Annotated in this window: 20 protein-coding genes; 1 reads left to right on the forward strand and 19 read right to left on the reverse strand. The window is 31.3% G+C overall.

All coding sequences use genetic code 11. The features are described from left to right. Positions 1-30 precede the first annotated feature (30 nt). Complete coding sequence (dxs, locus tag AC2TEO_RS10155) at positions 31-1,803, forward strand: 1-deoxy-D-xylulose-5-phosphate synthase (protein WP_442264710.1); 1,773 nt, start codon at positions 31-33, stop codon at positions 1,801-1,803. A 102-nt stretch (positions 1,804-1,905) separates the two neighbouring features. Here the strand turns inward: dxs and atpG are convergent, their stop codons facing one another. The 19 genes from atpG to AC2TEO_RS10250 all read right to left on the reverse strand — a co-directional run bounded on the left by atpG (position 1,906) and on the right by AC2TEO_RS10250 (position 20,232). Beyond that, the gene (atpG, locus tag AC2TEO_RS10160) at positions 1,906-2,766 is read right to left on the reverse strand and encodes an ATP synthase F1 subunit gamma (RefSeq protein ID WP_442264711.1); all 861 of its coding nucleotides are present in this window, start codon (positions 2,764-2,766) and stop codon (positions 1,906-1,908) included. 63 nt (positions 2,767-2,829) lie between these two features. Next, on the reverse strand, positions 2,830-4,410 hold the full coding sequence (gene atpA, locus AC2TEO_RS10165; RefSeq protein WP_442264712.1) for a F0F1 ATP synthase subunit alpha: 1,581 nt from the start codon (positions 4,408-4,410) through the stop codon (positions 2,830-2,832). Positions 4,411-4,431: 21 nt separating this feature from the next. Further along, positions 4,432-4,989 carry an ATP synthase F1 subunit delta gene (atpH, locus tag AC2TEO_RS10170; RefSeq protein WP_442264713.1) on the reverse strand — a complete coding sequence of 186 codons (558 nt, stop codon included), beginning with the start codon at positions 4,987-4,989 and terminating at the stop codon, positions 4,432-4,434. A gap of 9 nt (positions 4,990-4,998) precedes the next feature. Continuing rightward, complete coding sequence (locus tag AC2TEO_RS10175) at positions 4,999-5,496, reverse strand: F0F1 ATP synthase subunit B (protein ID WP_442264714.1); 498 nt, start codon at positions 5,494-5,496, stop codon at positions 4,999-5,001. Positions 5,497-5,594: 98 nt separating this feature from the next. Next, the gene (gene atpE, locus AC2TEO_RS10180) at positions 5,595-5,792 is read right to left on the reverse strand and encodes an ATP synthase F0 subunit C (protein ID WP_348743266.1); all 198 of its coding nucleotides are present in this window, start codon (positions 5,790-5,792) and stop codon (positions 5,595-5,597) included. Positions 5,793-5,832: 40 nt separating this feature from the next. Next, positions 5,833-6,975 carry a F0F1 ATP synthase subunit A gene (gene atpB, locus AC2TEO_RS10185; protein WP_442264715.1) on the reverse strand — a complete coding sequence of 381 codons (1,143 nt, stop codon included), beginning with the start codon at positions 6,973-6,975 and terminating at the stop codon, positions 5,833-5,835. A gap of 117 nt (positions 6,976-7,092) precedes the next feature. Continuing rightward, entirely contained in the window at positions 7,093-7,476 is a 384-nt protein-coding gene (locus AC2TEO_RS10190) for a DUF6168 family protein (RefSeq protein ID WP_442264716.1), read from the reverse strand. Next, a complete protein-coding gene (locus AC2TEO_RS10195) occupies positions 7,469-7,699 on the reverse strand; it encodes an AtpZ/AtpI family protein (RefSeq protein WP_442264717.1) in 231 nt (76 codons plus the stop codon). The genes AC2TEO_RS10190 and AC2TEO_RS10195 overlap by 8 nt, the downstream gene beginning before the upstream one ends. Further along, on the reverse strand, positions 7,668-8,090 hold the full coding sequence (locus AC2TEO_RS10200) for a bactofilin family protein (protein ID WP_442264718.1): 423 nt from the start codon (positions 8,088-8,090) through the stop codon (positions 7,668-7,670). The genes AC2TEO_RS10195 and AC2TEO_RS10200 overlap by 32 nt, the downstream gene beginning before the upstream one ends. Positions 8,091-8,097: 7 nt before the next feature. Beyond that, positions 8,098-10,320 carry a type IX secretion system periplasmic lipoprotein PorW/SprE gene (gene porW, locus AC2TEO_RS10205; RefSeq protein WP_442264719.1) on the reverse strand — a complete coding sequence of 741 codons (2,223 nt, stop codon included), beginning with the start codon at positions 10,318-10,320 and terminating at the stop codon, positions 8,098-8,100. A 77-nt stretch (positions 10,321-10,397) separates the two neighbouring features. After that, the gene (locus AC2TEO_RS10210) at positions 10,398-11,105 is read right to left on the reverse strand and encodes an ABC transporter ATP-binding protein (RefSeq protein ID WP_442264720.1); all 708 of its coding nucleotides are present in this window, start codon (positions 11,103-11,105) and stop codon (positions 10,398-10,400) included. Between the two features lie 7 nt (positions 11,106-11,112). Then, entirely contained in the window at positions 11,113-12,552 is a 1,440-nt protein-coding gene (locus AC2TEO_RS10215; protein WP_442264721.1) for a DUF5687 family protein, read from the reverse strand. 122 nt (positions 12,553-12,674) lie between these two features. After that, on the reverse strand, positions 12,675-13,172 hold the full coding sequence (locus AC2TEO_RS10220) for a DUF1761 domain-containing protein (protein ID WP_442264722.1): 498 nt from the start codon (positions 13,170-13,172) through the stop codon (positions 12,675-12,677). Between the two features lie 118 nt (positions 13,173-13,290). Then, positions 13,291-14,283, reverse strand: coding sequence for a DUF4837 family protein (locus tag AC2TEO_RS10225; RefSeq protein WP_442264723.1), 993 nt, complete (start codon positions 14,281-14,283; stop codon positions 13,291-13,293). A 50-nt stretch (positions 14,284-14,333) separates the two neighbouring features. Next, the gene (locus AC2TEO_RS10230) at positions 14,334-15,683 is read right to left on the reverse strand and encodes a lytic transglycosylase domain-containing protein (protein ID WP_442264724.1); all 1,350 of its coding nucleotides are present in this window, start codon (positions 15,681-15,683) and stop codon (positions 14,334-14,336) included. A 16-nt stretch (positions 15,684-15,699) separates the two neighbouring features. Next, the gene (locus tag AC2TEO_RS10235; RefSeq protein WP_442264725.1) at positions 15,700-16,461 is read right to left on the reverse strand and encodes an exodeoxyribonuclease III; all 762 of its coding nucleotides are present in this window, start codon (positions 16,459-16,461) and stop codon (positions 15,700-15,702) included. A gap of 82 nt (positions 16,462-16,543) precedes the next feature. Further along, a complete protein-coding gene (locus tag AC2TEO_RS10240) occupies positions 16,544-17,200 on the reverse strand; it encodes a CoA transferase subunit B (protein ID WP_299676118.1) in 657 nt (218 codons plus the stop codon). Between the two features lie 2 nt (positions 17,201-17,202). After that, positions 17,203-17,904: a CoA transferase subunit A gene (locus tag AC2TEO_RS10245; protein ID WP_442264726.1), complete on the reverse strand. Its 702-nt coding sequence runs from the start codon at positions 17,902-17,904 to the stop codon at positions 17,203-17,205. 33 nt (positions 17,905-17,937) lie between these two features. Further along, on the reverse strand, positions 17,938-20,232 hold the full coding sequence (locus AC2TEO_RS10250) for a penicillin-binding protein 1A (protein ID WP_442264727.1): 2,295 nt from the start codon (positions 20,230-20,232) through the stop codon (positions 17,938-17,940). Positions 20,233-20,235: the final 3 nt, after the last annotated feature.

A 20,235-nucleotide genomic window follows, 5' to 3' on the forward strand; every position in this document is an offset into this window, starting at 1 on the left:
TTAGTTACAACTTATCACTAACTTTGTCTCATGTCCGAAAAGCTATTAAATACTATTTCACTTCCTTCAGATCTTAGAAAATTAGATACAAAGGAATTGCCTCAAGTAGCTCAAGAACTTCGTAGATTCATTATCGATATTGTAGCTACAAAAGAAGGTCATTTAGGTGCTAGCTTAGGTGTTATCGAACTTACAATAGCGTTGCATTATGTATTTAATACTCCTGAAGATTTATTGGTTTGGGATGTTGGACACCAAGCATACGGACATAAAATTTTAACTGGACGAAAAGATAATTTTCATACCAATCGTCAACTTCACGGGATTTCTGGATTTCCAAAACGTAGCGAAAGTGAGTACGATACATTTGGTGTTGGACATTCTTCAACATCTATTTCTGCTGCTTTAGGAATGGCAATTGCTTCGCAACTAAAAGGTGAATATAAACATCATATCGCTGTTATTGGAGATGCATCGATAGCTAGTGGAATGGCTTTTGAAGCTTTAAACCATGCTGGAGTAACCAATGCTAATCTCTTAGTTATTTTAAATGATAATGCCATAGGAATTGATCCTGCTGTAGGTGCTTTAAAAGAGTATTTAACTCGGGTTAAATCTGAAAGAAGTGATGTTGAACAAGATAATATTTTTGAAGCTCTAAATTTTGATTATTCTGGACCAATTGATGGACATAATTTGGAGGAACTTATTCGTGAATTAAAACGTTTAAAACATATTTATGGACCTAAGTTTTTACATGTTATTACAACAAAAGGAAAAGGATTACGTCAGGCTGAAGAAGATCAAGTAAAATATCATGCTCCTGGAAAGTTTGATAAAGTTTCTGGAGATTTACTTCCGAAACCCAAGAGTATTCAACCGCCAAAATATCAAGATGTTTTCGGAAAAACTATTGTAGAACTTGCAGAACAAAACGATAAAATAGTTGGAATTACTCCAGCAATGTTAACCGGAAGTTCTTTAAAGTTTATGCTAGATAAATTTCCAAACAGAACTTTCGATGTTGGAATAGCAGAACAACATGCAGTTACTTTAGCTGCTGGAATGGCAGCTGAAGGAATTATTCCTTATTGTAATGTGTATTCTACGTTTTTACAACGAGCTTACGATCAAATTATTCACGATGTTGCTTTGCAAAATTTACCTGTGATTTTTTGTTTAGATCGTGCTGGATTAGTAGGTGAAGATGGAGCAACACATCATGGAGTTTTTGATATTGCATACTTACGTTGCATTCCGAATCTAACTATTTTCGCTCCGCGCAATGAAATTGAGTTAAGAAACATCTTATATACTGCACAATTAGGGTTAGAAAATCCTATCGCTATTCGTTACCCAAGAGGAAAGGGAGTTACTATTGATTGGCAATTACCTTTTGATTCGATTTCAATAGGAAAAGGAGCTTGTTTGCAACAAGGAAATAACATAGCTATACTTTCTATTGGTTCGATAGCTAAAAACGTCTCAGATGCTTTAAAATTAACAAAAGAGAAGAATCAAGTTGCACATTACGATTTACGCTTTGTAAAACCACTTGATCAAGAGCTATTACATAGCGTTTTTAAAAGGTTTGATAAAATAATCACAATTGAAGACGGAACTATAAAAGGCGGATTTGGTTCTGCCATTTTAGAGTTTGCATCTACACATGATTATAAAAATCAAATTAAAGTTTTAGGAATACCAGATCAGTTTATACATCACGGTACAGTAGCAGAATTGCATCAAATTTGTGGAATTGATGCTAATACTATTTTATCTGAAATTGAGAATATGATATAAAAATGATCAAGATTGATTGTTTCATAGCTTATAGTAATTTTAAATTAAAAAAAGCGAATCTTTTCAGATTCGCTTTCTAAATATATAAATAATAAATATTTCTTAGTTGTTCAATGCTTCTGCTCCACCAACGATTTCTAAAATCTCATTAGTAATTGCAGCCTGACGTGCTTTGTTATAAGTTAATAATAAGTCGTCACGTAATTCCTTAGCATTATCTGTTGCTTTGTGCATTGCAGTCATACGAGCACCGTGTTCGGCAGCAAATGAATCACGAATTGCTTTGTATAACTGAGTTTTTAATGACTTAGGAATTAATTCTAAAACTATTTCTTCTTTAGAAGGTTCGAAAATATAGTCTAAGCTAACATTTTTATCTCCCTCAACAGGCTTAATAGGTAAAAACTGCTCTACCATTGCAATTTGTGTAGCAGCATTTTTAAATTGATTGTAGATAATTTCGATTCTATCGTAAGTACCTGCAACGTATAAATCCATTAATTGTTGAGCAACTTCAGCAGCATTATCAAAAGTTAAATCATCGAAAATACTATTATTATTTTCAACAACATTATATTCTTTTGATAAAATGTCGTTTCCTTTTTTACCGATAGTTAAAAGGTCAACTTCTACTCCGCTGTATGTTTCATTAATTGTACTAACAGTCTTTTTGATGATAGAAGAATTAAATCCTCCACATAAACCTCTGTTAGAAGTAACAGCAACTAATAAAACTTTGTTTACTTCTCTTTGTTCAGAATAAGCTCCTCCTGTATTTCCTTCTAAAGTTGCACTTAAACTTTGTAAAAGTTCAGTTAATTTAGAAGAATAAGGGCGCATTGCTGTAATAGCATCTTGTGCCTTTTTCAACTTTGCAGCAGATACCATTTTCATGGCAGATGTAATCTGCATTGTTGATTTAATCGAAGTAATTCTGTTACGTATTTCTTTTAAGTTTGCCATCTATATGAACTTAAAATTGTTTGAATTTCCTCATTGATTTCTCAATGAGGAAATATGTTTTAATTATGCTGAATATTTAGCAGAAATCTCTTTAGCTGCTTGTGTTAATACATCAGTAGCTTCATCAGTTAATTTTCCTGATTTTAACGTATCTAATGTATCTCTATGCTTTGCATTTAAGAACTCGATATAATTTGCTTCGAATTCTTTTACTTTATTTACAGGAACATCTTTTAATAAGTTCTTAGAACCTGCATAAATAATAGCGATCTGATCTTCTACAGTAAATGGATCTCCTTGGTTTTGCTTTAAAATCTCAACGTTACGTTGTCCTTTAGAGATTACATTCATAGTAGCTGCATCTAAATCAGAACCAAACTTAGCGAACGCTTCTAATTCACGATATTGAGCTTGATCTAACTTTAACGTACCAGATACTTTCTTCATTGATTTGATCTGAGCAGAACCTCCTACACGAGATACAGAAATACCTACGTTAATTGCTGGACGAACACCCGAGTTGAATAAATCAGACTCTAAGAAAATCTGTCCATCAGTAATCGAAATTACGTTTGTTGGAATATATGCAGAAACGTCTCCCGCTTGAGTTTCAATAATTGGTAATGCTGTTAAAGAACCACCACCTTTTACCTTACCTTTTAATGACTCTGGTAAGTCATTCATTTGAGCTGCAATTGAATCGTCATTAATAACTTTTGCTGCACGCTCTAATAATCTAGAGTGTAAATAGAATACATCTCCAGGATACGCCTCACGTCCCGGTGGACGACGTAATAATAAAGATACCTCACGGTAAGCAACTGCTTGCTTAGATAAATCATCATAAATGATTAATGCTGGACGACCAGTATCACGGAAATACTCACCGATAGCAGCTCCTGCGAAAGGTGCATATACCTGCATTGGAGCAGGATCTGAAGCGTTAGCAGCAACAATAGTTGTATAAGCTAAAGCTCCTTTTTCTTCTAACATGTTAGCGATAGCAGCTACTGTAGAACCTTTTTGACCTACTGCAACGTAGATACAATATACTGGCTCACCTGCATCGTAAAATTCTTTTTGATTTAAGATAGTATCAATAGCAACTGTTGACTTACCAGTTTGACGGTCACCAATGATTAACTCACGTTGTCCACGTCCAATAGGAATCATTGCATCTACAGATTTAATACCTGTTTGTAATGGTTCCGTTACTGGTTGACGATAGATTACCCCAGGTGCTTTACGCTCTAAAGGCATTTCGAAAGTTTCTCCTTCGATTGGTCCTTTACCATCGATTGGGTTACCTAAAGTATCTACAACTCTACCTACAACTCCTTCTCCAACTTTTAAAGAAGCAATTCTTTCAGTACGTTTTACTGTAGAACCTTCACTTACTCCAGTAGATGCTCCTAATAATACAACACCAACGTTATCTTCTTCTAAGTTTAATACGATTCCTTCTAAACCGTTACCAAAATCAACTAATTCACCATATTGTACGTTAGATAAACCGTAAACACGTGCGATACCATCACCTACTTGTAATACAGTTCCTACTTCGTTTAACGTCGCTTTTGATTCAAAATTTGTTAATTGTTCCTTTAAAATTGCTGATACTTCAGCTGGTTTAATTGCTGCCATCTTATATCTTTTGATGTATAATTAAATTTTTGGAATATAATGACTATTGTCAAATTCTCTTCTTAATTCGTTTAATTGGTTAGAGATACTTGCATCATATTGCACATCTCCTACACGTAAAATAAATCCTCCTAAAATATCTGGATTTATTACGTTTTCAATTGTTGCACTGTTTCCAGTAATTTCAACAATCTTCTTTTGGATCTTAGCCTCTAATTCTGAACTTAAAGCAACTGCTGTAGTGACTGTAGCAACTTGCATGTTCTTGTAATAATCGAAAATGATAGTGTATTGCTTAGCAACACTTTCTAACATTGACATTCTTTTATTTTCAGCTAATAAATTAAATAAACCTTTAGCTATACTATTTACTTTGTCTCCAAATAAAGCATCTAATACTTTCTTCTTGTCTGAAGCTTTAATAACAGGGCTCTTAAGCATAGCATCTAAGTCGTTACTTTCAGTAACAGTAGCAGCGATAAGTTTCATATTATCATTTACTTCTGTATCATTTCCTTGCTCTTTAGCTAGGTTTAACACTGCTTTTGCGTAACGTAATGCTGGTCTTGACTGTTTCATTATGCTAAATTAGTTTAAAGTAACGTCTTCTAACATTCCTTCTACAAGCTTTAATTGATCGTCTTGAGAAGCTAATTCTTTCTTTACAACTGTTTCAGCGATACCGATTGAAAGTTCTGCTACTTTTTTCTTTAATTCTGCAATTGCAGCTTGTTGCTCTTGCTTGATTGTTGCCTTTGCATTTTCAATCATCTTAGAAGCTTCTTCTCCTGCTTCTTGCTTAGCATCAGCAATAATTTTATCTTTAATCTCACGAGCTTCTTTCATCATTGCATCACGCTCTGCTCTCGCTTCTTTTAATAATTTCTCATTATCTGCTTGTAGATTTTGCATTTCTTTACGCGCATTCTCAGCTTGATCTAAAGCACTTTGAATGCCCTCTTCTCTTTCATCTAAAGAATTTAAAATTGGTTTCCAAGCAAACTTAGCTAATAAAACTAATAAAACAATAAGAATCACTAGTTGCATAGCGAACAATCCTATTGAAAAATCATTAAAAATATCCATAACTTAATATTTGTATTTATCTTTTTGTTGTTTAATTTTTAAAACATTTCTGCAACCAACCGTTGCAGAAAATGTTTTGTTTTTTGTTTTTAGGAATATTATTTCCCTAAAAGTAAAGCACCGAATGCTAATCCTTCTAATAATGCTCCGATGATGATCATCGCAGTTTGGATTTTACCAGCAGCCTCAGGTTGACGAGCAATTCCTTCCATTGCTTTTCCACCGATTTGACCTAATCCGATTCCTCCACCGATTACGATTAATCCTGCTCCTATTAAATTAAGAGTTCCTGTCATGATACTTGATTTATATAATTAAACAAATTCTTATTCTATATTAATGATGTGCATGATCGTGCTCATGCTCTTCTACTGCCATACCTATAAATAAAGCTGATAGCATTGTAAAAATAAACGCTTGTAAAAACGCCACTAAAACTTCAATTACACTTAAAAACAATGTTAATAAAAATGAAATCCCTGTTGCCCCCACAGTACCAAACTCTGCTTTTAACAACAACATTAAAGCTGCAATACCCATAACAACAGAGTGACCTGCAGTAATATTTGCGAATAAACGCACTAATAAAGAGAAAGGTTTAATAAGGATAAAACCTACTAGTTCTAAAAACGCTAAAATTGGCCTTAAGATTACTGGAACTCCTGGCATCCATAATGTGTGTGCCCAAAAATCTTTTGATCCATTAGTAATGTAAATCACTAAAGTAAATAATGCTAAACAAACTGTAACTGCGATCTGACCTGTTACGTTAAATCCTAATGGAGTTAAGCCCATTAAGTTTAATATCCAAATAAAGAAGAATACTGTTAATAAATAAGGCATAAACTTCTTGTATTTCTTCTCACCTATGTTTGGTCTTGCAATTTCGTCTCTCACATACAACACTAGTGGTTCAAGAACACGACCAACACCTGTAGGAATAGCTCCTTTCTTATACCCTTTAGCTAATGAACGGAAACCCAAAAACATTAACAAACCAGCCAACAACATACCGAAAACACTCTTAGTAATTGAGAAATCTAACACTTTATGTGCATTTGTTGCATGATGAGCTTCATCAAAAGAAACATGCTCAGCACCTGCATCTAACTCATAAATCTTACTATGAATTTTAGCTAACTTCACTCCTCCAGCATCAACTATAACATGTCCATCATCATTATGATGAAACTTAGAAGACATAAAAGTCCTCAAACCTTTGCTCGTCCAAACAATTACTGGTAATGGAAAACCAGCATGTTTTCTTTCACCTGCATCATTCGTATATGAATATAACGAAAAGTCATGTGAATCAGCCAAGTGATGTTTGATGTAATTTTGAATCTCTTCTTTAGTGTTTACCTTTCCTCCGTCATTATCAGAAGATTTTTTTTCACCTCCTCCGGCGAATACGTTTAATGAAGAAAATACTATTGCTAGTATTGCTAAACATTTGATAGGTTTTTTTGCTATCATCATACCTTTACTAAATATAGAATTTATGGTCTCTAAATTTCCGTGCAAAGGTACACATTTAATTAAAACTACAAACTCTTTTTTGGATATAGTTTAATATCCTCTCTAAAACGTTATAGCTTAATTGAATTGCTTCTTATTTAATAACTTAGAAATTGTAATAGCTTCTGTAATTAAAAACAGAAACAATGGCACTACTAAAGATACTCGCTCAGGTCTTGAAAGATTTTCTTTTGCAAATACAGATCCATTAAAAATTAGCACAAACAAACCTATTTTTATAAATATAGAAGCTAAATATGCATAACCCGCTTGGTTTGGTAAAATACTTGCAACAAACTCAACAATTGCATAAACGACGAAAGCTGCAATAACATGAAACAAGTACACTTGTAACAATGAAAAAGAAATAGTAAGTTCCTTTACTAAATAAGAATTTGTAAAATAACTTAATAGAAAAAGTAATACAAGTACTACTGCAAATAAAAGAATACGCTTAATCATTGTCTTTAGAAAAATTAATTACCTGTTTTATTACTGAGTACATGGCAATAAAAACGGCCGCTAAAGTACAAATTTTAGCATATAAGTTGTTTGAGTTAGGGTATTTATTGTCTAGCCATTCACCTAATAAACTTCCAAGGTAAATAGTAATTCCCATTTGAATGGCTATTCCACTAAAACGTGCGTATTGTTTAAGCTGACTTTTGTTTGTCTTTTTTGGCATCAGAATCTTTACTTCCTAATTCTTTAATAGCTCCTTTCATATTGCATGTTGCATTGAATGCAGCTCCAGGTTCAGTAGAAATTTGACCTACATTAACGTTACCAGTTATGTTTGCTGTAGACTTAGCTGTTAAAATATTTGACACATTGAATTCTCCAGAAAATCTTCCTTCAACATCTGCATTATTACATTCTACAGTTCCATTGATATAGCCTTCTTGACCAATGATTACTCTACCATTAGTTTTTAATGTTCCTTCTAGAGTTCCATCTATTCTGAAATCTCCTTCAGAGATAAAATCTCCTGTGATTTTTGTTCCTTTACCAATTACATTTCTACTAGTAGATTTTCTTTCAACTGTATTGTCTTTTTTATTTTTATTACTGAACATAAGGGAATTATTTTAAAAGTTGTATGATTTCATTTGCTTTTTGTCCTTCAATTTGATTTGCATACTTAAATGCAACAAATTCAAGAGCCTTTTTATACTCTTCTTTGCTTTTGTATTTACCAATACACATAGCGCGAAGTAAAGCAAATTTAGCAATTAATTCTGAATTCTCAATTTCAGAACTTAAATTATCTATTTGATTTACAGCCTCTTCATTCATATTGAACTTATACATACTGTAAATATTCTTATATTTTTTATCTATTTCGCTAACTTCTTTTTTAGCAGTTAGCTTTGTATTAGGTTCTACAATAATTTTTGCGAACTGAGAATCAGTATATTTACTTAAAATCAAACTTTTCTTTTCTTCTGATTTTTCACTATCAGCTACAGTTTTGTAAAGCTGATACAAATGATAATTAATTGGCAACTCTAATTCTGGTTTTTCATTAACTACAAGTAAGCGTTCGAATTTTTCTATAGCTAAACTAGGATTTTTGAATTGTTCTTTATAAATTAAACCTAATTGATATAGTGCTTCATTTCTATCTTTTGCTAAAACTTTAAGTTCGTCTTTATCTTCTGGAATAGTTTTTAAATATGTAGCTACTTCATATTTACTATTATCTTTCTTTTTCACTTCTACTTTTTCCTCTTCTTCTTCAGATGGAATAGTTTTGTCTGACCACCTCCAATTATCTTCTAAAGGTCTACTTCCCCAGACTTTAGTAAAAGTTACTTTACCAAAACCTTTTGATTGAGAGTTGTAGAAATACCATTTCCCTTGGTTTCCAACTCCGAAAGAAGTTCCCCCTCCAAATTGGCTTCCAAAGTTTTGAGAATTTGCTAATCTTTGACGTTTTTTCTCCTCTTGCTCTTTTAACTTTTCAATGTATTTTTCAAAATAGGCTGTTCTTTCGCTAGGATTCATTGCCGACAATTTTAAAATACTATCATTAGTTTTTACAATTTCTTCAAAAGATCTTAACTTATCTAAACCTTTCTTTTTTCGTTTTATTCTACGAATCCTTTTTTGATTTTCAAACTCTTCTGAAGTAGCTTGAATCACACTATCGTAAAAAGATCCTGCTAATAAATACTCTTGTTTGTTAAAATAAATATTACCTAAACGTTCATAAGCATAAGTTTTCTGATAATTATTATTCTTTTTAGCTTCTAAAGATTTCAAGTAATATCCTGTAGCTCTATCAATACTATCTCTTTTTTCTTCTAAAACACCCAAATGATAATATAGTTCGTTGTGATACTTTCTATTATCAGAATTTCTAATTAACTTTTTAAATCTTCCTATTAAACCAATACTTGAAGAATCCTTTTCTAGGTTTTTAACTAATTCAATGTAAGCATGGATTTTATATTTTCTTGGAGTCCCTCGATTTCCTGCTAATAATTTAAAAACAGTTCTTGCAGAATCTTTTCGATTTAATTCGCTGTAAATCTGACCAAGAACAAATTTATTTCTATATGATTGCTCGTTGTTAGCTAAACCAATAGATTTTTTTAAGTTATCGATTACTTTTTGAATTGTATCTGTTTTTTCATAAGCCATAGCCAAAGCTGTATGAGCTGCTTGAAGTTGAACTCCTGTTAAATCTTCTTCGTTTTTATCTAAGTCAACTAACAACTTTAATGTTTCAATTGCTAATTTTTCATTTTCTAATCGAACATTGGCCTTAGCGCGCCAAACCTTTGTATCGTAAATTAAATCTGCTTTTGGATAATTAGCTATTATATAATTAAAAGCTTCAATAGCTGGAATAAAACGTTGTGTGTAGTATCTTGATTTCCCTAAAAGTAAATATGCATCGTCTATTTGACGGTTCTTTTCGTAACCCCCAATATTCATTGAATGTTTTTGTATAGCTTTTGTAGCTTTTTCTTCAGCTCTATCGAAAGGAGTAGCTGGTTTACTTTTCTGATCATCTTTATCATCAAATCCACTACCAGGGTTTCCAAACTTTAATTCACCGATATTTCTTTCATCAAACTTTATCGGTTCTAAAGGTAATCTTCTCCAAAAGTTATCGGTATAATTAGTCTCAATATTTTTAATTCCTTTTTCAAAAGCTTGCTCACCATTAAACAACACATTATATTTTGTATTTAATACATGGAAGTTTCTATTAATAACTGTGTCTTTCTTGGTACTACAAGAATACACTACAATTACACTAACAATTAAAGCAAATACTTTGAATAAATTTTTCATATAAAAAAGCTCTACATGTACAACAACGAAATTTAAGCTATTATCGTACAGGTGAGCGTAAAAATAGAAATAAAAACCTAATTTTCTAAGGAAGAAGAAAAATAGCTTTCTAATTCTTTTAAACTAAATGCCGTTGTAGTGAAATCTTTGACTAAATTTCCTTTTTCTAAAACTACAATTCTATCACAAACTTCAGTTACATGACTTAAATCGTGACTAGAAATTAACACTGTAACTCCTTTATTTTCTTTTAGTTTTTTGATGATATTTTTAAGTCTTATTTGAGTTGTAGGATCTAAATTTGCAAATGGTTCATCTAAAATTACCACTTTTGGATTTCCCATTAAAGCCGCTATAATTCCTGCTTTTTTCTGATTTCCTTTACTTAAATCTCTTAAAAATTTCTTTTTCCCTAAGATTTCTCCGTTGAAAAACTCTTCAAATTGTTGTAAAAATGCATGAACATCTGCTTTGTTCATTCCCCTTAATTCACCAATAAATTCGAAGTATTCATTTGGTGTTAAATATCCTATTAAGAAGCTTTCATCTATAAAAGAACCAGTAAATGATTTCCATTCTTCACTTTTATTAACTACAACATTACTACTTGTAATTGATCCAGTAGTTGGTCGAATTAAATCTAAAAGCAAATTAAATAAAGTTGTTTTTCCTGCTCCGTTATTCCCAACTAAACCAAAAGATTCGCCTGTTGGAATATCTAAAGATTGAACATTTAAAACTTCTGTTGATCCGTATTTTTTTGAAATATTTTTTACTTGTATCATAATCAATTTATTTTTTTTGGTTGAAACCGTGTATAGTTGCGTATTTATCTTTTATATATTTTTTTTCTATGAAGTTCATAATTGGATTTTTTAGAAGAATTCCTAATACACCAAAACTTGCAATAGCTAAAATACCTGCATTGAAACCTAAAAAACTACTGGATGCCCAATACAGAATCATAGGAAAACCTGTTAAAGGAATAATGATTAAAAATTGAGTTGCACTTGTACCTTGTGTATTTCCAAAACCACTTGCATCTAAATCTATTCGTTTCCTATTAAAAGACCCTGACCATAATAAAAACAAAGAATTAAAACCTACATTAAAAATTGCTCCTGCAGAAATCATTAAAAACTTATCTACTCCTAAATATAAATATGGAATACTTAATATGTATAAAACAAAAGTTACAGTAGACATAATTAACCATTTACTTTCTAAGAATTTTCTATAACTAATATTTTGAGTCATAATCATCCTGTAATACTCACTATCCCAAGCCGGAATAAATTGCCCATAATTAATGGCAAAACCTCCAGTAACGAATAGTGCAGCAAAAATTAACATAGCTGGATTATCTGCATAAGCTTCTTGAGTAAAAAAGATTAATCCATAAAACAGGAAAATAAAAGACATTAGAAATACTGTTTTAGTTCTTTTGTTTCTCCAAATTAATCGCATTTCATTTTTAATAAAAGGAGCTAAATCACCAAATTTATCTACAAATGATAAGTCACTTGTATTTGCTTCTTTAGTTTTAGTTTGAATAGCATCGTCTAAATACAATTGACTTTTTAACTTTTTATAATTGATCACATAAAAAGTAATTAATAAAACAAATGGGATTAAAACAAAAAACCAATTAGTATACAGGCTATTGAAAATAGCAACGCTAACTCCTGTAAAATCATAAATTCCAAATTGTTGTAAAGCAACAATACTACCCAAAAGCGCAATTAAAACACCAAAAGCAACATTACTTTTATTAGTAATGAAATTTAAGTAGTTTGCTAAGAAAACAATAGTTATAATTCCTGTTAACCAACTTAAGACATTATTTGTAGGATAACCTTCTTTTATTAAGACTAATGAAAATGGAATAAAGAAAAATAAACTAAAAAAATTGAAAAATGATATTCCCGATTTTATAAGTGTGTAGTTAATTAATTTACTCTTTTTAATGTCAAGTATCAACAAGGGTTTAATATTCAACACAGGTAATTTCTGCATTAAATATCTAAAAATTAAATCTCCAATAACATAAAACAATAAAAAACCGTTTACAAATTCAAATGGATCTTTATCTGGAAAATTGTCTTTGATTAAATAAAAACCTCCAATTCCAATACTCAAAAAAGAAAGTATAATCCATAATGCAAAAAGTCCCATAATGACATTCACTACAATTCCTTTTTGCCAAAAGATAGAACGGAAAAATTGTTTCATCTCGAAACTTATAAAACGTGTAAACATAGCGATTCAATTAGTTAGATTTTTACATAAGTAGCTAAAAATTGAATTATGTTACATAAAAAAAGCACCTAAAAGGTGCTTTTTTATATTTCTTTTTAAAACCACTGGCAAATAATACCTCCCATTAACGCAAGAGTAACTATCCAATATCCTGCATTAATTGCTATGTATACAAATGTTTTTCGCTCGAACATAGCCTGAATAGCTAAAATAGGTAAAGCTATAAAAAAGCCTAAAATACTCCCATGTAATAATCCATGTTTAAAAGTTCGAAATCGAGTTCCATAAGTTTCCATTAGTGAAGTGTAAGTATTGTAAGCCTCTCCACTATTATTAATAAAATCTGGTTCTCCAGCTAAAGTAGAATAAATTCCCATTTGATGAATTACAACTGGAAGTAACCCCAATGCTATTATAAAACTTAATACATAAGAAAGACCAAAAATTACAGCCATATTACCACCTTTTAGGTTTTCTTCTGTAAAACTCATCTCTTTCATCCAAGCATTTTTAAATAATGGCCCATACCATATAAAACCTGTAAATAAAGGCACAAGTGCAGCTAGAGCACAAATTAAAAAATTGATTTTCATTGTTTTGTGGGTTTTTAATATTTATTTTATTAAAAGTAAAAAAATATTCTAACTTTCTTTTTTGACATAAAAAAAACCACCTAATTTAGGTGGTTTTTTTATTTTATCTAAGTAGAATTTATTTAATTTTTAAGGATTTTGCTATTGCTTCTAACTCGAAAAGAAAATCTCTTTTATTTACAGATGGAGCATAAGTAAACCCTTCGAAAACTACCAATCTGTTATTCTTTTTATCTACAATTGTATAATTTAAAAAAGGACCAGCCATGAAATCGTTTTTAACTTCCCATTTACCACGTGTTTCATAGGCTTTCTTCCCATCTAAAGTTGTTTCGTATGTAAATGGAGTATAAGCTTGTTCAGTAATCATATACATTCCTTCTCTACTTCCTGGAATAAACGTTTCTCCAATACTGTCTCTAACCGATGTAATATTATCAGCAACTTTAGTTTCATCATCAAGTGGTAAAGAATAAATTAATAAATTATTAGAACCATCTCCTCTTGCAATTCCACTCATCAAATGATGACGCATCCATAAAAAATTATTTAAAGTATCTTGAACCAACTTATAACGTTCAGGAATAATGATATCAATTCCTAAATTTTCTACAGTTTTAAGTTTAGATGCATCTATACGTTCTCTTCTGAAAATACTTTGTGTAAACTTTATATCCTCATCTTTAAATAACTGTATAATTTCTTTACCTCTTGTTTTAATAAGATTTGTTAAATCGTATTCATCACTATATGTTGCTTTTATAACAATTTGAGGTCTTGCATCTATATCTCTTTCTATTGAAATACCAGTAGAATCAGCTTTTTGAAACAATAAAATAGCTTTATTATTTTTAATAAACTTGCTAAAACCAGAATGATCAATTTGATTTACAGAAAGTAATGTTTCTGGCTGTGGTAAACCCACCTGATGTTCACCAAAAACAGTTCTAATTTCATCTCCTGGTTTACCATGCCAATCGGCACTTTTCATTACTACTAAAATCTCATTTGTGTTTCCTGTAGATCTAGGTAAAATTATATCTGATTTATTACTTTTCTTACAACTAAATAGTGCTAAAGAAGCAATAAACAGTATTAATATTTTATTCATAATAGTTAGTTTTTTAGTCTTTTATTTTGTTCAATCAAAAAGTATACCTTTTACATTCTTCTTGGATAAATATATAACCGTTGCCCTGCTCTTAAATTTGAATTTCTCATATTATTCCAACGTTTTATATCTTTTACACGAACTCCAAATTTAATTGCAATTTTACCTAAATAATCTCCCGATTTAACTTTATAACGAATTCTTTTATCCATTTCAAAGTACTTAGGTAAAGGTTTCTCTCTTAATGAATCTTCACTAGCAGCTAATGCATAAATTTCTTTTTCTTTCTCCAAGAAATCAATCATTTTGTTTCTAGGTAAACGTATTGAGAATTTCTTCTTTTTTACAAAAGGTATAATATCGATTTTATACTGTGGGTTTAAAAAAGAAAGCATTTCAGTATCTACATCTATTTTCTCTGCTATTTGATCAAAAGAAACAGTTCTTTTTACCTGAATTGTATCTGTTTGAAAGTTAAATATTTTTGGACTTTCTGGATACAAACCTAACTCATTTGCATATTTAAAAATATACATTGTAGCATAAAACGCAGGAACATAACCAGCCGTTTCTCTTGGTAAAAAAGGTCGAATATTCCAATAATTTCTATATCCTCCAGATCTTTTGATGGCTTTCAACACATTTCCTGGACCAGAATTATAAGCCGCCAAAGCTAAATCCCAATCATTAAAAAGTCCGTGTAAAAAAGTAAGATATTTACATGCTGCAATGGTAGATTTAACAGGATCTTGGCGTTCATCTACATAAGAGTTTACTGCTAACTTATATTGCTTACCTGTTCCATACATAAATTGCCATAGTCCGGTAGCGCCAACTCTTGATTTAATTTGTGGTCTTAACGAAGATTCTACGATCGCAAGATATTTCATCTCTAATGGAATATCATATTGATCTAAGTATCTTTCAAACATTGGAAAAAAGTATTTTGCTCTAGACATTAATGCTGGATAATACTTCTTTCTGTATTTTAAATAGTTATTAATAACACGCTCTAACGCAGGATTAAAAGCTAAGTTAAATGGAGTTTCTTGATTAATTAATGCTAATCGTTCTTTTAGTAATTCTGGTGTAACGACAGGTGTTACATTAGTTACTAAATCTTTGTCGTTAATAATATACGGTACACTATCGAAAAGTGGAGAATATAGTTTTGCTTCCACTAACAAACTATCTATTCGTTTTAAATCATCGTTTGTATAATGTTCCTTTACAATCAATTTCTTTTGAGGAATTGAATCTGTAACTTTTACAGATTTAATAGAATCAACTTTTGTAGCTATTTCTAATATTTCTTTCGTTCGCTGAATAGAATCTTTAGAAACTCCTTGAGCAAAAAGATTAGCAATACTAAATAGGCTTAAGACAAAGAACTTTTTCATTAAAATGTATACGTGACTAAAATTGAAATTCAACGGCAACTGGACAATGATCAGAATGTTTTGCTTCTGGTAAAATATAGGCTCTAGAAATCTTTTCTTTTAACGGTTCTGTTACCATACAATAATCTAATCTCCAACCTTTATTATTAGCTCTTGCATTCGCTCTATAACTCCACCAAGAGTATTCTTGACGTTCTGGATTTAAATAACGGAAGCTATCGATAAATCCACTATTGATAAACTTACTTAACCATTCTCTTTCTTCAGGAAGAAAACCTGAAACTCCTTTCATTTTTGGATTATGAATATCTATCGCTTCATGACAAATATTATAATCTCCACAGATCACCAAATTTGGAATCGTTTTTCTTAATTCTGTAGCATATTCTAGGATTTCATCCATGTAGTTGAATTTAAAATCCAATCGTTCACTATTGGTTCCTGAAGGTAAATACATACTCATAATAGATACTTCATCGTAATCTACACGAATATTTCTTCCTTCAAAATCCATAGATTCTATACCTGTGCCATAAGCTACATGATTAGGTTCTTTTTTACAAAAAACAGCAACACCAGAATATCCTTTTTTTTCTGCAGAAAACCAATATTGATACGGATATCCCGCAGCTTCAAAATCTTCAGCATTTAATTGTTCTTTTTGTGCTTTTGTCTCTTGAATACAAATTACATCTGGATTAGCAGCTTGCAACCACTCTAAAAAACCTTTTTTTAATGCAGCACGAATTCCGTTTACGTTATATGAAATTACTTTCATTCTGTTTTCTTATTAGAATCTAACTTTAAAACAAAGCAATCTTACCATAATAAGATTGCTTATAATTATATTTTTTATTTATTTAAATATCCATTTCTGGAACGTCTCCATTCACAACCAAAGTTCCTTCAGTTGCAGCTTGAATTTCCTCTACAGAAACTCCAGGAGCTCTTTCTACCAAATGGAAAGTATTATCTTTAATTTCTAAGACTGCTAGGTTTGTTACAATTTTAGTTACACAACCAACACCCGTTAATGGCAAAGAACATTTTTTTAATAGCTTAGATTCACCTCTTTTATTGGTGTGCATCATGGCTACGATAATATTTTCAGCAGAAGCAACTAAATCCATTGCTCCTCCCATTCCTTTTACCATTTTTCCTGGAATTTTCCAGTTTGCAATATCTCCATTTTCGGCTACTTCCATAGCTCCTAAAATGGTTAAATCAACATGTTTTCCTCTAATCATAGAAAAACTTGTTGCAGAATCAAAGAAACTTGCACCTGGTAAAGTCGTTATCGTTTGTTTACCGGCATTAATAATATCTGCATCTTCTTCTCCTTCAAACGGGAATGGTCCCATTCCTAAAACACCGTTTTCACTTTGAAATTCAACTTCTATATCTTCACGTACAAAATTGGCTACTAATGTTGGAATTCCGATTCCTAAGTTTACATAGTATCCGTTTTTTACTTCTTTTGCTATTCGTTTTGCTATTCCGTTTTTATCTAAAGCCATGATTAGTTTCTTTGTCTTACTGTGCGTTGTTCAATTCTCTTTTCATATTTTTCTCCCTGAAAAATACGTTGTACAAAAATTCCTGGAATGTGAATTTGATTTGGATCTAACTCACCAACTGGAACTAACTCTTCTACCTCGGCAACAGTAATATTTGCTGCTCCACACATATTCGGGTTGAAATTTCTCGATGTACCTTTGAAAATTAAATTTCCAGCAGCATCACCTTTCCAAGCCTTAACAAAGCCAAAATCTGCTTTAAATGCAGGTTCTAAAACATACATTTTTCCGTCGAACTCTCTAGTTTCTTTACCTTCTGCTACTTCTGTTCCGTAACCTGCAGGCGTATAAAATGCAGGAAAACCAGCTTGAGCCGCTCTACATTTCTCTGCTAAAGTTCCTTGAGGTGTTAACTCTACTTCTAATTCTCCAGAAAGCATTTGACGTTCGAATTCGTCATTTTCTCCTACATAAGAAGAAATCATTTTTTTTATTTGACGATTCTGTAATAATAATCCTAAACCGAAATCATCTACTCCGGCATTATTAGAAATACATGTTAAATTGTTTATTCCTAATTTTACTAATTCACTAATAGCATTTTCAGGAATTCCACATAATCCAAAACCTCCTAACATTAAAGTCATTCCACTTGAAACGCCTTCTAATGCTTCTTGGACATTATTTACTTTTTTATTAATCATTTATGATTCAGTTGTTTGTTGTTTTTTTACGATTTAAAAGTCATCTGCATCACCATCTTTCTTTTCTTCATTTCCTTTTTCGTCTTTCTTTTGTTCATGTTTTTCACAATCTACATTAATAGAAAGATCATTAGGTTCTTCAAAATCAGCCTTACTGATATTTAAACTTTTATCTTCATAACATTTACGCATAAAAATAGCCCAAGTTGGTAAGGACATAGAAGCTCCTCCACCTTTATCTAAACCGATAAAATGTGTAGAACGATCTTCACCACCTGTCCAAACACCAGTAGTTAAATTTGGAACTGTTCCCATAAACCAACCATCTGATTGATTTTGCGTTGTTCCTGTTTTTCCTGCAATGGCATTATTAAAACTATATGGATAACCAGTAATATATTTTGGCCTATTATATGTCGTTCTTAATCTTGCTCCAGAACCAAATTTAGTAACTCCTTCCATTAAATTTAGTACAACATAAGCAGATTCTTCACTAAGTACTTCTTTAGTTTTTGGAACAAAAGTTTCTAACACTGTACCGTTTTTATCTTCGATTTGTGTAATAAACATTGGTGTTACACGCATTCCTTTATTAGCGAATGTCGAATATGCACTCGTCATTTCTAATAAGGTTAAATCAATAGCTCCTAATGCTATAGAAGGATTTGCTTGAAATTCTGTAGAAATACCAGCAGACTTTGCTAAACGTGCAACATTAATAGGTGTAACTTCATCAATTAAACGAGCTGTGATTACATTTACAGAATTTGCTAACGCTCTTTGTAAAGTTAATTCTCCTCCGTATTTATTTCCTGCATTTTTTGGAGTCCAATCGTCATCCATTCCATATTTTTCTTTAGGAATTGTATATGGTGTATTTGGTAATTTATCGCAAGGAGATCTTTTTAATTGGTTTATTGCAGTTGCATACACGAAAGGTTTAAAAGTAGAACCTACTTGACGTTTTTGTTGTTTTACTGCCTCGTACTTAAAATGTTTATTATTAATTCCACCAACCCAAGCTTTGATATGACCTGTTTGTGGTTCTATAGAAACTAAACCAGAACGTAAAAAATATTTATAATAACGAATAGAATCGTAAGGTGTCATTACTGTATCTCTATCACCTTTCCATGAGAAAACAGACATTTCAGTTTTTGTATTAAAAGCCTTTTCAATCTCTTTATCAGATTTTCCTTCAGCTTTCATTCTTTTGTAACGATCAGAGTTTGTTTTTGCTCTGTTGATAATTTTTCTAATATCATCTCGCTCTATATCGTAAAATGGTGCATTCTTATTCTTTTTATGCTCTGCGAAAAAATATTTTTGAAGATTCGACATATGCTCTGTCATAGCTTCTTCAGCGTATTGTTGCATGCGAGAATCTATAGTAACATAAACTTTTAATCCATCTTTATAGATATCATACAACTCACCATCAGCTTTTGGATTTTTCTTTACCCAATCTTTCAAGAACTTTTTTAAATGCTCTCTGAAATACGTTGCTAAACCGTCACTATGGCTCTCTGGAGTAAATTTAATTTTTAAAGGTAGCTTTTGTAAAGAATCTTTCTCTTGCTCGGTAATAAAACCATTCTTATACATTTGAGCAAACACCACATTTCTACGATTTAGTGATTTTTTCTTTGAAATCTTTCTATTTGGATTAAACTGACGTGGATTTTTTAACATTGCAACAATAATTGCTGACTCTTGTAAATCTAAATCCTTAGGTTCTTTACCAAAATAAATACGCGCAGCTGAACGAATACCTACAGCATTAAAAATAAAATCTTGAGTATTTAAATACATCGTAATGATTTCTTTTTTTGTGTACTGTCGTTCTAGACGAACTGCAATCACCCATTCTTTTACCTTCTGAATTATTCTTTTTATCTTATTTGAAGATGCTCTTTTAGTAAATAAGTTTTTAGCTAATTGTTGGGTAATTGTACTTGCTCCTCCACCTTTTCCTAACTTAGCAACAGCTCTAGCCAAACCTCTAAAATCAATACCAGAATGTTCATAAAAGCGTTCATCTTCAGTAGCTACAAGAGCTTTTACTAAGTTCTCAGGTAAATCTTTATATTTTATTGGAGTTCTATTCGCTTTTAAATAATATTTTCCAATTGTTTTTCCATCAGAAGAAATGATTTCTGTAGCTAAATCATTCTTAGGGTTTTCTAATTCTTCAAAAGTTGGTAATTCACCTAAAGCTCCCCAAGACGCTAATAAAAACACTAGGCATATTGATAAAATACCTCCTAGTAATAATCCCCAAAACCATTTAATTAAGATTCTAAAATTCACAGTCTTCTTTTCACTCATAAT

The organism is Tenacibaculum aquaeponti (assembly GCF_057221555.1).

Excerpts from the sequence above, each read along its gene's own strand:
- atpH (WP_442264713.1), bottom strand. The coding sequence starts at position 4,989 with ATGAAACAGTCAAGACCAGCATTACGTTACGCAAAAGCAGTGTTAAAC.
- AC2TEO_RS10190 (WP_442264716.1), bottom strand. The coding sequence starts at position 7,476 with ATGATTAAGCGTATTCTTTTATTTGCAGTAGTACTTGTATTACTTTTT.
- AC2TEO_RS10195 (WP_442264717.1), bottom strand. The coding sequence starts at position 7,699 with ATGCCAAAAAAGACAAACAAAAGTCAGCTTAAACAATACGCACGTTTT.
- AC2TEO_RS10245 (WP_442264726.1), bottom strand. The coding sequence starts at position 17,904 with ATGATTAATAAAAAAGTAAATAATGTCCAAGAAGCATTAGAAGGCGTT.
- AC2TEO_RS10215 (WP_442264721.1), bottom strand. The coding sequence starts at position 12,552 with ATGAAACAATTTTTCCGTTCTATCTTTTGGCAAAAAGGAATTGTAGTG.
- AC2TEO_RS10235 (WP_442264725.1), bottom strand. The coding sequence starts at position 16,461 with ATGAAAGTAATTTCATATAACGTAAACGGAATTCGTGCTGCATTAAAA.
- AC2TEO_RS10250 (WP_442264727.1), bottom strand. The coding sequence starts at position 20,232 with ATGAGTGAAAAGAAGACTGTGAATTTTAGAATCTTAATTAAATGGTTT.
- dxs (WP_442264710.1), top strand. The coding sequence starts at position 31 with ATGTCCGAAAAGCTATTAAATACTATTTCACTTCCTTCAGATCTTAGA.
- AC2TEO_RS10200 (WP_442264718.1), bottom strand. The coding sequence starts at position 8,090 with ATGTTCAGTAATAAAAATAAAAAAGACAATACAGTTGAAAGAAAATCT.
- atpG (WP_442264711.1), bottom strand. The coding sequence starts at position 2,766 with ATGGCAAACTTAAAAGAAATACGTAACAGAATTACTTCGATTAAATCA.
- atpA (WP_442264712.1), bottom strand. The coding sequence starts at position 4,410 with ATGGCAGCAATTAAACCAGCTGAAGTATCAGCAATTTTAAAGGAACAA.
- atpB (WP_442264715.1), bottom strand. The coding sequence starts at position 6,975 with ATGATGATAGCAAAAAAACCTATCAAATGTTTAGCAATACTAGCAATA.
- AC2TEO_RS10225 (WP_442264723.1), bottom strand. The coding sequence starts at position 14,283 with ATGAATAAAATATTAATACTGTTTATTGCTTCTTTAGCACTATTTAGT.
- AC2TEO_RS10240 (WP_299676118.1), bottom strand. The coding sequence starts at position 17,200 with ATGGCTTTAGATAAAAACGGAATAGCAAAACGAATAGCAAAAGAAGTA.
- atpE (WP_348743266.1), bottom strand. The coding sequence starts at position 5,792 with ATGACAGGAACTCTTAATTTAATAGGAGCAGGATTAATCGTAATCGGT.
- AC2TEO_RS10220 (WP_442264722.1), bottom strand. The coding sequence starts at position 13,172 with ATGAAAATCAATTTTTTAATTTGTGCTCTAGCTGCACTTGTGCCTTTA.
- AC2TEO_RS10210 (WP_442264720.1), bottom strand. The coding sequence starts at position 11,105 with ATGATACAAGTAAAAAATATTTCAAAAAAATACGGATCAACAGAAGTT.
- porW (WP_442264719.1), bottom strand. The coding sequence starts at position 10,320 with ATGAAAAATTTATTCAAAGTATTTGCTTTAATTGTTAGTGTAATTGTA.
- AC2TEO_RS10175 (WP_442264714.1), bottom strand. The coding sequence starts at position 5,496 with ATGGATATTTTTAATGATTTTTCAATAGGATTGTTCGCTATGCAACTA.
- AC2TEO_RS10230 (WP_442264724.1), bottom strand. The coding sequence starts at position 15,683 with ATGAAAAAGTTCTTTGTCTTAAGCCTATTTAGTATTGCTAATCTTTTT.